Below are 12,200 nucleotides of genomic sequence, written 5' to 3' on the forward strand. Positions count from 1 at the left end.
GGGCCGGCAAGCACTCTGTCCAAAATCTCCCACGCCACAAAACAAAAATAATGTGGCACAAGAAAATCCAAAACACACTATCGAGTTCTCAAAGAACACACACCCACCAGCACCAACCCAGCAACAAACAGGCCGAACTCCAGCAGACATCTGAAATTTTGTTGACCACCCCGTCTCCGAGGCGACCTTCCCAACCTACCAGGCCGGAACTTCCTCCGCAACTCGCAGCATCTCGAACCCTCCAAGAAGTTTTCAAGACCGCCACCAAGCGCAGGACCGCTACTCTACCCCGACCCGATCCGCAGGAGCAAACCCGCTGACCGGAAGGAATTTCGCTTGCCGGGGCTGCTCGCTCCGGCCCGAATTAAGTTACGCAGTCGGGCCCGTAAGAGCAAATCGGCAGGTCAGAGGCCCAGCAGCCGTCGAAACCTGTCCGTTCGGACAGTCGAGAGGTCCGGAAGGGCAGTTCCGGGCGGGCGAATCTGTTCATAGCGTCGATGCATGACCACCGTCGCCGAACTCCCCGCATCCGCCGTGCCGGTTCAGGCACTGGATCATCCGCCGGCCGGCTACACCGACCTCGGTCCCCTCACCGCGCTCACCGATTCCAGTTTCTGCGTTCGACTCGTTACCGACGCTGCGCTGGACGGAAGCTTCACCCGGACCGGAAGGCTTCGGTGGCGCAGAGCCGGCACCCGGCTGGAGTTGGTGAATCCGTTCACGACGGCGGACCTGAGCGACGAATCGCTGGTGACGCAGTTGTCCGCTCTCGTCGACGTCGGAGCGATCAGCGGCCGAGAGGAGTTCGAGGCGTGCTTCGTCGCGCTGGTCACCGGCACCGGTACGGACCGCGGCCAGGCGTGGCACGCCTTCTACGCGAACTCCGTGCGCGAGCTCCGCGCGGGCACCGCCGAGTTCAGCCCGGTGCACCAGCGGGCGCGGAGCCTGCTGACCGGCACTTCGGTGCTTGAAGTGGGCTGCTGTTTCGGGCTCTTCGCTCTTCAATGCGCCCAGGAGGGGTTCGCGGTGACCGCGACCGACATCTGTCCCGGCGCACTCGATCACCTCGACGACGCCTCCCGCAACCTCGGGCTTCCCGTCCGAACGGCACTCGGCGACGCCCGCACCCTTCCGTTCACCGATAACAGTTTCGACACAGTGACGCTCCTTCATCTGCTCGAGCACCTGGAGAGCGCCGACGTCGAACGCGCGATCTCCGAGGCGTGCCGCGTAGCGTCGGCCCGGGTGGTGATCGCGGTCCCCTACGAGCCCGAACCCAGTCCGCATTTCGGTCACCTCGAGTTGCTGCGTGAAGAGGACCTGGTCCGCTGGTCGCGTCTGACCGCCGGACATCGGACGACGATCTTCGCCGACCACGGCGGTTGGCTGGTCATCGACCTCGAGCAGGACTGACCGGCCTCGTCGTGATCATTCGGCACGCCGTGGCGACCCACTCCGGTCGCCCCCACTCATGCCGGTGATCGGGTCCGACCGTCGGCACAAGTGCCTTCCGGTCAGATCAGCCCGCGTTTGCTCGCGACATAGACCGCGTCGGTGCGCTTGCTGACTCCCAGCTTCCGAATGACGTTGCGGATGTGGAACTTGACGGTCGACTCCGAGATGAACAGGGCCTGTCCGATCTGAGCGTTCGATCGGCCGTCGGCCAGCAGCTTGAGCACATCGCGTTCGCGGTCGGTGAGGTCGGCGGCCGCATCGTGCTCGCCCGACACGGTCCGGAGCACGATCGTCGCACTGCGGGGGTCGAAGGCGCTGCCGCCGGTCGAGACGGTACGGATCGCACCGATGAGCTCGGTCGTGTCGACGTCTTTGACGACGTACCCTCGAGCGCCGGACCGCACCGCCCGCACCACCAGGTCATCGTCGAGAAAGGTGGTGAGGACCAGTGCGGCGACCTTGGGGTGGCGGCGGGTCATCTCCTTGATCAGGCGCAGACCCTCGTACTCGGTGCCCGCGGTCAGCTTCAGGTCGACGACGACGACGTCGGGCGCGGTGAGGGCGACCTCGGCGAGGGCTGCGTCGAAGGAGCCGGCCTCGCCGACCACCACGACCTCGTCATCGCGGTCGAGCAGCGAGCGCAAGCCTTCCCGCAGGAGCGCGTGGTCGTCGACCAGGAGCGTCCGGATCGGTCGCGCGGTCGACGCCGCCGGTGTGGATCCACGCTGAGTCATGAGTTCCCTCTCCCCGTCTCGGGCGACCCGCTGTCCGGATGCCCGCTCCCCCGCTGTCCGGTCTCCCGCTGTCCGGTTCCCTGCTGTCCGGTTCCCTGCTGTCCTGTTCCCTGCTGTCCTGTTCTGGGGCCGGTCGTCGGCAGCGTCGCGGCGATGCGCACCCCGCCCAGGCGCGAGCGCCGGATCCGGAAGGTCCCACCGAGTTCGGCGGCGCGCGACGCCATGTTCTGCAGGCCGCGGTGCCTGCCCGCGGTCGGATCGCCCGCCGCCGCCTCGCGCAACGTGGTCCGCAGGTGATCGGGATCGCCGGATCCGTCGTCGTCGACCCAGATGCGGACGCCGTCGTCGGCGTAGGCGAAGGTGACGACCACCTGCCCGGCATCGGCGTGCACGGCGGCGTTGAACAGGGATTCGCCCGCGATCCGGAGAACCGCGTGCTGGACCTCGCCGGGCAGCTCCCGGGGGCGGCCGCGGACGGTCACCGACGTGCGGGTGTGCGCGGGCATGTGAAGCGCGCACAGTTCGTCGAGCGTCTCGGCGATGCTCGGCGACGGCGTCCGCGCGTCGGCCAGCGTGTAGATGGCGTTGCGCAGCTGCGCCATGGCATCGCGAGAGAGGCGGACCGCCTTGTCGAGGTGATCGGCGCCGGCTTCACTGATGTGTCCGCGGCACAGCTCCATCTGCAGGCCGGCCGACAGCACCGATTGTCCGACCGAGTCGTGGAGCTCCCGCGCGATCCGGGCGCGCTCGCCGCCGAGCAGGGCGCTGCGCTGGGCCGCGGACAGCTCACGCTGCATCCGCACCAGCTCGACATTGCGCTCGGCGAGCTCCTCGGCACGACGGTTCGCCTCGGCGAACAGGGCGGCGTTGACCATCGCGACGGTCGCCTGACCGGCGAGGATGCGCAGCACCATGAGATCGGCCGGATCCACGTCCCGATCCGGCGGCGTCCACGCCGACAGCCCGCCGACCACCCTCCCGTCCAGTTCCACTGGGACGTGCAGGTGGTGTTCGGCGACGATCGGTCCGTGCAGCACGTCGCCCTCACCGCGCAGGACGTCGTTGAGCCGGTTGAGCACCGGATCGGGCAGGTCGGTGGGTTCGGTGGCCACGCCGACCCCTTCGAAGGCCATGATCCGACCGTCGCCGGAGGCGATGAGATGGCGCGGGGTCGTCTGGCCGAGTTGGCCGTCGGCGAGCGCGAACAGCACCCAGTCGGCCCCCAGGTGGTCGCGCACGGTCTCGACGACCGCGACCACCAGCGCCTCCGGGCCCGACGCGGTCTGCACCAGCGCCTTCGAGATCCCTTCGAGCGCCGTCATCACCCGACCGAGGCGGGCGGCGGTACCGAGGAACTGCGCGTAGTGGCTGCCCTTGACGGTGCGCAGCCCGACGAGGCTGGCCAGATCCGGTGCGGGTTCGGCCACGGCTACATCGCCTGCCGGTACAGGTCGCGGATGCCGGACTCCTCCGGCCGACGCGGGTTGGTGATCATGCACGAGTCGGCGAGCGCATGCGCGGTGAGCAGTTCCAGGTCGTCTGCGCGCACCCCCAGCGGCGAGAGCGTCTCGGGCATTCCGACGCGCGCGGCCAGCGACGCGATCGCATCGGCCAGCCGATCGGCGACGGTCCGCGGATCGCCCGAGGTGTCGAGACCGACCGCGCCGGCAAGCTGGACGAAGTCGTCGGCGCAGACGAAGGCGTTGTAGCGGATCACGTGGGGCAGCAGCACCGAGTTGATGGTCCCGTGCGGCGCGTCGCAGTAGCCGCCGACCGGGTGACTCATCGCGTGCGCGGCGCCGAGGATCGCATTGGTGAAGGCCATCCCGGCGCGCAGCGAGGCCATGGCCATCTCCTCCCCCGCCACCGCATCGCGCGGATCGTCGACGAGACGTTCGAGGTTGTTCCACACCCCGCTGAGCGATTCGAGCGCCAGCGAGTCTGTCAGTCGGCCGTGGGCCAGGGAGACGTAGGCCTCCACGCAGTGGGTGAGCGTGTCCATCCCGGCCTGCGCCGTGACCTCCGGGGGCGCCGTCGTCAGCAGCGTCGGGTCGATGACGGTCACGTTCGGCACGAGGGTGCGGCCCATGATGGTGATCTTGGTCCGTCGGTCGGGATCGTTGATGATGCAGAACTGCGAGACGTCCGCCCCGCTGCCCGCCGTCGTCGGGATGGCCACCAGCGGTGGCAGCGGCCGTTCGGCTCGATCGATGCCCTCGTACTCGAGGATCAGTCCGCCGTTGGCGGCGAGCACCGCCACCCCCTTGGCGGTGTCGATGACCGACCCGCCGCCCAGTGCGACGAGGCCGTCGGCCCCGTGCGCGCGGTAGGCGGCGAAGCCGGCCGACACCTCGCCCGCCCGCGGATTCGGCGTCACGTCGAGGTAGGTGGCGGGCGCCAATCCCTTCGCACGCAGGTCGCGCAGCAGTTGCGGATACCACGGTGTGTTCTCCAGGCGGCGATCGGAGACGACGAGGGGGCGCCGCACGCCGAGCCCCGAGACCATCACGGCCGCCTCGGGAAACGAGCCGGGGCCGAGGACGATCTCGGGGGTGTGGAACTTGACGACGTGTGCGGCCGTGGGACGCGCCGCGCCCCGGGCGATCATCGATCGATCACTCACCGATCGACCACCTCCTTCACTCGCCCGCGACGCTACCGGGATCACCTCAGCGCCGCACCGAGTTCGTCGCACCTGGCAAGCATCTCCGCCCCGTCCCTGGCGCTGACCACGCCGTCGCAGTACTCGGCGTAATCGCCTAGGGCACAACCTGTTTGGTCCCAGTAGCGGGACGGTTCGGGCGTCAGCCAGGCGACGCGGTGCGCCCGCCGAGCCACCTCTGCGAACAGGTCGACGCGGGGATCGAAGGCGTTGCTGCGGGCATCGCCCACCACCAGCACGTTGGTGCGCTTGGTGATCAGGTCGCCGAACCGGTCGAGCGTCGAGGCCCACATCTGGCCGTAGTCGCTGGTCGCGGCGAGGTCGAGTCCCTCGGTGGCCAGCACCGAGGCTAGCGCACCGTCGGCGTGCGAGGTGCGCAGCGCCGCGGTCACCAGGACCGGCTGGTCGACGAAGGCGATGACCTCGCAGCGGTCGCCGAAGCGATGCAGGGTCTGCGCGAGCCGGAGGATGAAGCCGGCGACCGGCCGCACCGAGATCGACACGTCGACCATCACCAGGGTCCGCGTCGGTCCGGGCACCGCGCGGCGACGCCACAGCTGCACCGGGACGCCGTCGGTGGCGACCGCCGCCCGCATGGTGCTGCGGATGTCGAGACGACCGGTGTCGGTGCGGCGCGGCACCCGGCGCGGGGCACCCCGCATCCGCTGCACCATCCGGTGGCAGGCGCGGTCGATGTCGGCCTGATCGCGGTGCACGGTGGCCGATCGGTCGGTGACCGCGTCGGGCTCGCCCGCGGGCGCGGCCTCGGCCAGCCGCTCCGACAGCGCGTCGACGAACCGGGCGAGTGCGCGCTCGAGGTCGGCACGCTGACTCTCGTCGAGGTCTTCGGCACCGTCGGCGCCGTAGGCGGAGCGACCGTCGGAGGCGTTCAACGCCGCCAGCAGCGCGGCGGCATCGGCCAGATGCAGCGAGGTGCCCTGCACCCGGGCGGTCGCCCCCACCAGCTCACCGACCTGCGCGGTGTCGGCGTGGTCGACCTCGACGGTGTACGTGACGCCGCCGGTGACCTTCGAGTCGTCGGTCCCGACCTCCAGTTGCTCGGCGCCCGAGGACACCGAGAAGTCGTCGTTCTCCCGATGGGCGCTCTGCGCGTGCCGCTCGCGCGCATCGGGATCGTCGACCATCAGGTCGCCGATCTCGAAGGAGTGCTCGTCGGCGCCGATCATGCGGCCGGCGCCGGTGAACTCGTCCTCCCAGTCGACGTCCAGGGGCAGTTCGCCGTAGAGCCCGCGCTTGGCCGGCGCGCCGACCTCGTCGGGCGTCTGGTCCGCACCCTCGAAGAAGACGGCGAAGGCCGCGTCGAATGCCTGCTGCTCATGGGTGTACTTGACGCTCACGCTGCGCAGGGCGGTCTTCAACAGGCCGAGATCCTCGGCCCCGACCAGCGCGAGGGTACGACGGATCTCGATCACCTCGGCGGGCGAGGCCGCGAGCCCGAAGGCCCGCAGCGCGCCGCCGAACTGGACGGCGAGGACGTCCAGCACCGGGTGCCTGCCACCGGCCCCGGGCGCGGTGAGTTCGGCTGTGCTCATCATGGCTGCAACCGTCAGTTCCGCGCGGCGCTCCGGGCCCGACCGGCACCGAACGCGCTCGCGGTCGGCGACCCGGTCGGCAGCGTGCCGTCGATCGAGACGCGGTCGCCCGCGGGCGCCGGCTCGGCCAGTGCTCGACGCACGTGGTCGAGGTCGGTGCCGAACTTGACCAGCATCGACAGCAGCGCCGAATCCGGTCCCAGGGTCGTGGCAGCCGAGTCGGCTCCGCCGAGGATCGACGCGGCGCGCGCGGCGTCGATCACCTCGGCGATCGACGGGCTCTTGCGCAGCGGCAGGTCCCGCAGGCGGCGTGCCAGTGCGACGACGTCGGCGATCACCGACTCCTCCACCTCCGGCGCGCGCACGGCGACGATCTTCTGTTCGCGTGCGGCGTCGGGGTAGGTCACCTGGAAGTGCAGGCAGCGACGCTTGAGCGCCGGTGACAGTTCGCGGGTGTCGTTGGAGGTCAGGATCACCCACGGCGCCGACCGGGCGGTGAAGGTGCCCAGTTCGGGCACCGTCACCTGCCGCTCGGCGAGGACTTCGAGCATCACCGCCTCCATCGCCTCATCGGTGCGGTCGATCTCGTCGACGAGCAGCACCGTCGGCGTCGGCGACAGGATCGCCGCCAGCAACGGACGCGACACCAGGAAGTCCTCGGTGTAGACGCCGACGTCGGTGCGCGCCAGCGCCGCCGAAGCCGCCGACAGGCTGTCGTGTGAGGACAGCTCGTCGCTGATCCGGTCCCGGAGCATCTGCACGTGCAGCAGCTGCCGTGCATAGTCCCATTCGTACAGTGCACGAGAGTCGTCGAGCCCCTCGTAGCACTGGAGCCTGATCAGCTCCCGCCCGGAAGCCGCGGCCAGCGCCTTGGCCAGCTCGGTCTTCCCGACGCCGGCCGGCCCCTCGAGGAGCAGGGGCCGGTCGAGCAGGGTCGCCAGATGGACGACGACGGCGAGATCCGGGTCGATGAGGTATCCCTGGCCGGACAGTGCGGCGGCGAGATCCTCAGCGGTATCGAACCCCGGCGGGGTGTCGATGTCGGATGCGGGCGGAAGGCTGTTCGGGTCACTCATGGTTCGTCCTGGGTCCGATGATCGAAGGATGCGGATTCGGGCGGCGCCGAGGCGGCGGCGCGCGGTCTGTTGCCGGTCGGCGAGTCAGTCGCCGGTCAGTACGAGCCGGTGAGGGCGTGCCGGACCATCGGCAGCATCGACTCGACCGTGCACTCGCGCGGGTTGCCCGGCGTGCACCAGTCACCCATCATGTGCTCGGCGATGGCGACGGCGGTCGCCTCCGAGGTGTCGACGCCGGCGCCGCGGTCGGCGTACTTGCCGGTGCCCATGCGGTTCTTCTCGTAGCTGGTGGTGGTCAGCGAGCCGAAGTTGTCGGGGATGCCGAGGTCCTTCGAGAGGCGGATGGCCTCTTCGACGGCGGCGTCGGCGGCCTGCACGGTGGTCATGCGGCTGGTGTCGACGCCCATGAGGCGGGCGATCTCGGCGAACCGCTCGTAGCGGGCGGGCAGGTTGTACTCCCACACGCGCGGCAGGGCGATCGCGTTGTTGAGGCCGTGGTGGCTGTCGTAGAAGGCGCTGAAGGCGTGCGAGAACGAGTGGATGAGACCGAGGCCGCCCGAGTTGAACGCCTGCGCCGCGATGTACTGGGCGTGCATCATGCCGGTGCGCGCCTCGAGGTTGTGCGGATCGTAGACTGCGGTCCGCAGGTGCTGCGCGGTGAGCTCGATCGAGTACTTCGCGTTGCCGAGCGACGGCGCGAAGTCCAGGCGCGAGACGTACGGCTCACTGGCGTGGGCCAGCACGTCGAAGCCGCAGTACGCGGTGAAGTGCTCGGGGCACGAGTAGTAGAGCAGCGGGTCGTCCATGGCGAGGTCGACCAGGCAGGTGTCGTCGAAGGCGACCCACTTGTGCGGGTTCTCCATGTCAGAGGTGTCGGTGATGACGTACGCCCACGAGGTCTCCGAGCCGGTGCCCGCGGTGGTCGAGACGGCGATGTGCTTCGGGTTCTCCTTGTTGGTGGCCTTGGAGAAGCCCTCGAACTCGTTGATGTTGCGGCCGTCGTGCGCGATCACCATGCGGGCACCCTTGGCGGCGTCGTGGCTGGAACCGCCGCCGACGGAGATGATGCCGTCGCACTTCTCGGACTGGTAGCGGGCCGCGGCGTCCATCGCGTTGTAGTCCTTGGGGTTCGACTCGACCTCGTCGAACAGGACCACGTCGACACCCTGGTACTTGATCTTGCCGATCAGCTCGTCGATGATGCCCGAGCCGCGCAGGCCGGTGGTCATCAGCAGGACGCGGGTCATGCCGAGTTCCTTGGCCTCGACACCGAGCATGTCGTGGGCACCGACGCCGAGCTTGGCCTTCGGGAACGGGTGGAACTCCTTGATGGGGAAATCCCAGATCTGGTTCATCTCGATTGCCATGGGGCTGCACTCCTTCGATGAGGGATTCGGCGGGCAGTGCCGAAACTGTCCCACTCAGCGTGTTCTCGATCACAGCCCGGCGACAAGGGGCCCTGACCCTGTGCGAGCGGGATGGGTCCGAGCGGCCGGTACCCCACCTGTCCGTTCGGACAGGTGGCACACCGAATTCCCCAGCGAAGACCGCTGATTCGGCTCCGCGCGCGAGGTTCGACCGATAACGTCAGTCCTCACCCGCGGGCCCCCGCGGGATCTCCCGTTCTGAGGAGTTCGAATGCCGACGCAGACCAGCACGCCATCGCAGTTCACCGCTTGGGCCACCGCCCCGTTGGACATCGCCGCCGCCGTGACGACCGGGTGGACCGGGTATCTCCGATCGGCCATGCGACGCGGTGCGGGGCCGGCGACGGTGCTCGCCGACACCGCCGCGTGGATGCAGGCCGTCGGCGGTCGGACCGCACCCGACTGGAGCACGCCGCATCGAGTCGCCCGCACCTGGCCGCAGGCCCGACTGCTCGACTTCTCCGTCGGCACCGACGCGGTGCCGACGTTGGTGCTGCCGCCGCAGGCCGGACACGCGTCATCGATCGTCGACTACTCCCCCGAGCAGTCGCAGATCCTGACCGCGCGCAGCGCCGGGCTGGACAGCCTGTACGCACTCGACTGGCTGCCCGCGACGGAGGCGACCGCCGACTCGACGATCGAGGACTACCTCGCGGTCCTCGACGACGCCGTCGCGCTGCTGGGCGGCCGGGTCAACCTGATCGGCGACTGCCAGGGCGGGTGGCTGGCCGCCATCTACGCGGCCCTGCGCCCCGACACGGTGCACTCGCTGTCGGTGGGCGGGGCGCCGATCGACTTCCACGCGGGCCGCTCGGCGATCCGCGAGTGGATGACCGTCACCGGCGCCGGCGACCCGATGCTGCCGTATCGGACCATGGTCTCCCTGGGCGGCGGACGCTACCGCGGCGCCAACCAGGTCCTCGGCTTCAAGATGCTCGAACCGGCCGGCGAGCTGACGCGGCTGACCGAGCTGTGGGCCAACATCGCCGATCCGGAGTACGTGGCCCGCTTCAACGAGTTCACCGACTGGTTCGAGTGGACCCAGGACATCGCCGGTCCGTTCTATCTGTGGATCATCGAGAACCTGTTCGTCGAGAACCGGCTGATCGCAGGCACGCTGACCGTGGGCGGCGAGCGGGTCGACCTGGGTCGGATCACCGCGCCGCTGCTGATCCTGGCGGGCACCCGCGACCACATCACTCCGCCCGAGCAGGCGTGGGCCCTGGATCACTACACGTCGACGCCGCCCGAGCAGGTGCGCCGAGAACTCGTCGATGCCGGCCACCTGGGATTGTTCATGGGTCACACCGCACTCGGCAAGCACTGGCTGCCGGGCCTGCGCGACGTCGCGCAGCTGCCTCGCTGAGCAACGGGGTGGGCGGCCTCACTGGGCCGTCCACCCCTGATCCATCGGCAGCGCCGCGCCGGTGAAGGCGCGGCCCGCCGGGGTCAGCAGGAACTCGACGGCCGCGGCGACCTCGGCCGGCTCGATCAACCGCTTCACGGCCTGCCGTTCCAGCATCACCTTCGCCACCACCTCGTCCGCCGACATGCCGTGCGTGCGGGCCTGATCGTCGATCTGCTTCTCCACCAGTGGTGTGCGGACGTAGGCCGGACAGAGGGCGGTCGCACAGATGCCGACGTCGGCCCCTTCCAGCGCGATGGTGCGGACCAGCCCCACCACACCGTGCTTGGCCGAGACGTATCCGGACTTGAACGGGCTCGCCGTCAGCGAGTGCGCGGACGCGATCACCACCAACCGGCCTCCGCCCGGCGCGGCCTCCAACGCCTCCCACGCGTACTTGGCGAGCAGGAACGGGCTGGTCAACAGGATCCCCAGGAGTCCGTCCCACGCATCCGGATCGAAGTCACGGATCGACTCCACATGTTGGAACCCAGCTCCGGCGACCACCGCGTCGATGCGGCCGAACCGTTCGAGTGCGGTGTCGACGGCCGCCCTGTTGCCCGCGCGGGTGGTCAGGTCGGCCGCGAGCGTCTCCCCGCCGGCCGCCTCGGGATGCAGGTCGACCGCCAGCACCCGATCGCCGCGCCGCCGCAGCCGCTCGGTGACCGCCAGGCCGATCCCGCTGCCCGCCCCGGTGACGATGACGCACCGGCCCTCGTCGGCCCGCTCTGACGACTCGACCCCGCCCGACGCCTCGGCCCCGCCCGTCATCTCGGTACTGCCCGTCATCTCGGTACTGCCCGTCATCTCGTTGGCACCTCCCACGTGTGATCCCGACCTCGTCCACCGTAGCGACGAGAACGCCGCCGACGACGAGGTTCGACAATCGCGGACCGGGCCGACAACGGCGGGATACGCTCGGGATGTGCACCGCGGCTCAGGCCCCGCGGCCTGTGCCTACCGGGTACAGGAGTGCGTCGAGCCACGCCTCGACACACCGCTGCACCCGGCAGACCCGCGGTGGACGACAAGGTCGATCATCAGGAGGGGTTCGTCATGAGCGTGTTGGATTCTGATACTGGGACGGCCGCCGTCATCGGCGACAAGTTGCGCGGGCGCGTGGCCTTCGTCACCGGCGGCACTCGAGGCATCGGCGCAGCGATCTGCACGAGTCTGGCCTCCCAGGGCGCGACGGTCGCGGCCGGGTACGGCGGCAACACCGAGCGCGCGAAGCAGTTCGCCGCCGACTTCGCCGAGCAGTTCGGTTCCGAGCCCAGTCTTCACCGCGGCAACGTCGCCTCGGCCGAGGACTGCAGGCGCACGCTCGCCGAGGTGGTCGGCACCCACGGCCGCGTCGACATCCTGGTGAACAACGCCGGCATCACCAGCGACCGAACGGTGGCGAAGATGACCGATGAGGACTGGTATCGCGTCCTCGCCGTCAACCTGTCGGGAGCCTTCTTCATGTCGCAGTCGGCGCTCGCCCACATGGTCGAGCAGGGCAACGGCCGCATCATCAACGTCTCGTCGGTGATCGGCGAGACGGGGAACATCGGCCAGGCGAACTACGCGGCGTCGAAGTCGGGACTGTTCGGGCTCACCAAGACCCTGGCCAAGGAAGCGGCGTACATGCTGGCCAAGGCCGGCCGGAACACCCCCGACGGCACCGGTCTCACCGTCAACACCGTGACACCGGGGTTCATCGCCACCGAGATGGTCGAATCGATCCCGGAGCGGGTGCTCGACTCGATCACCGCCCAGATCCCGCTGGGCCGACTGGGCGAGCCGTCGGAGATCGCCCGGGTGGTGCACTTCCTGGCCGCCGACGCGTCCGGCTACATCACCGGCCAGGTCTGGGGCGTCAACGGCGGCCTCGACATGTAGTCCG

General features: G+C 69.5%; 10 protein-coding genes. 3 read left to right on the forward strand and 7 right to left on the reverse strand.

Annotated elements, in window-relative coordinates; genetic code table 11:
* The first annotated feature begins 501 nt into the window (after positions 1-501).
* Positions 502-1,413, forward strand: coding sequence for a mycofactocin oligosaccharide methyltransferase MftM (gene mftM, locus AAFO60_RS07575; RefSeq protein WP_347955566.1), 912 nt, complete (start codon positions 502-504; stop codon positions 1,411-1,413).
* A gap of 101 nt (positions 1,414-1,514) precedes the next feature.
* Here mftM and AAFO60_RS07580 read toward each other — a convergent pair whose 3' ends face one another.
* From AAFO60_RS07580 to mdo, 6 genes are all read right to left on the reverse strand, one after another.
* On the reverse strand, positions 1,515-2,189 hold the full coding sequence (locus AAFO60_RS07580) for a MadR family response regulator transcription factor (RefSeq protein WP_347955567.1): 675 nt from the start codon (positions 2,187-2,189) through the stop codon (positions 1,515-1,517).
* Positions 2,186-3,616, reverse strand: coding sequence for a MadS family sensor histidine kinase (locus AAFO60_RS07585; protein ID WP_347955568.1), 1,431 nt, complete (start codon positions 3,614-3,616; stop codon positions 2,186-2,188). The genes AAFO60_RS07580 and AAFO60_RS07585 overlap by 4 nt, the downstream gene beginning before the upstream one ends.
* Positions 3,617-3,618: 2 nt before the next feature.
* Complete coding sequence (locus AAFO60_RS07590; RefSeq protein WP_347955783.1) at positions 3,619-4,797, reverse strand: iron-containing alcohol dehydrogenase; 1,179 nt, start codon at positions 4,795-4,797, stop codon at positions 3,619-3,621.
* A gap of 56 nt (positions 4,798-4,853) precedes the next feature.
* Positions 4,854-6,407 (reverse strand): MadC family VWA domain-containing protein, encoded by a 1,554-nt coding sequence (gene madC, locus AAFO60_RS07595; RefSeq protein ID WP_347955569.1) that lies wholly within the window; start codon positions 6,405-6,407, stop codon positions 4,854-4,856.
* Between the two features lie 11 nt (positions 6,408-6,418).
* Positions 6,419-7,480, reverse strand: coding sequence for a MadB family AAA-type ATPase (locus AAFO60_RS07600; RefSeq protein ID WP_347955570.1), 1,062 nt, complete (start codon positions 7,478-7,480; stop codon positions 6,419-6,421).
* Positions 7,481-7,575: 95 nt separating this feature from the next.
* Positions 7,576-8,847, reverse strand: a complete 1,272-nt coding sequence (mdo, locus tag AAFO60_RS07605; protein ID WP_347955571.1) for an NDMA-dependent methanol dehydrogenase — start codon at positions 8,845-8,847, stop codon at positions 7,576-7,578.
* A 271-nt stretch (positions 8,848-9,118) separates the two neighbouring features.
* Between mdo and AAFO60_RS07610 the strand changes: the two genes are divergently transcribed.
* Positions 9,119-10,273 carry an alpha/beta fold hydrolase gene (locus AAFO60_RS07610; protein ID WP_347955572.1) on the forward strand — a complete coding sequence of 385 codons (1,155 nt, stop codon included), beginning with the start codon at positions 9,119-9,121 and terminating at the stop codon, positions 10,271-10,273.
* A gap of 18 nt (positions 10,274-10,291) precedes the next feature.
* Here the strand turns inward: AAFO60_RS07610 and AAFO60_RS07615 are convergent, their stop codons facing one another.
* Positions 10,292-11,119, reverse strand: a complete 828-nt coding sequence (locus AAFO60_RS07615) for an SDR family oxidoreductase (RefSeq protein ID WP_347955573.1) — start codon at positions 11,117-11,119, stop codon at positions 10,292-10,294.
* A 249-nt stretch (positions 11,120-11,368) separates the two neighbouring features.
* Here AAFO60_RS07615 and AAFO60_RS07620 point away from each other — a divergent pair, with 249 nt between their 5' ends.
* The gene (locus AAFO60_RS07620) at positions 11,369-12,196 is read left to right on the forward strand and encodes a 3-oxoacyl-ACP reductase family protein (protein ID WP_347955574.1); all 828 of its coding nucleotides are present in this window, start codon (positions 11,369-11,371) and stop codon (positions 12,194-12,196) included.
* Positions 12,197-12,200: the final 4 nt, after the last annotated feature.

Source organism: Gordonia aichiensis, assembly GCF_039946255.1.
Taxonomy (GTDB): Bacteria; Actinomycetota; Actinomycetes; order Mycobacteriales; family Mycobacteriaceae; genus Gordonia; species Gordonia aichiensis_A.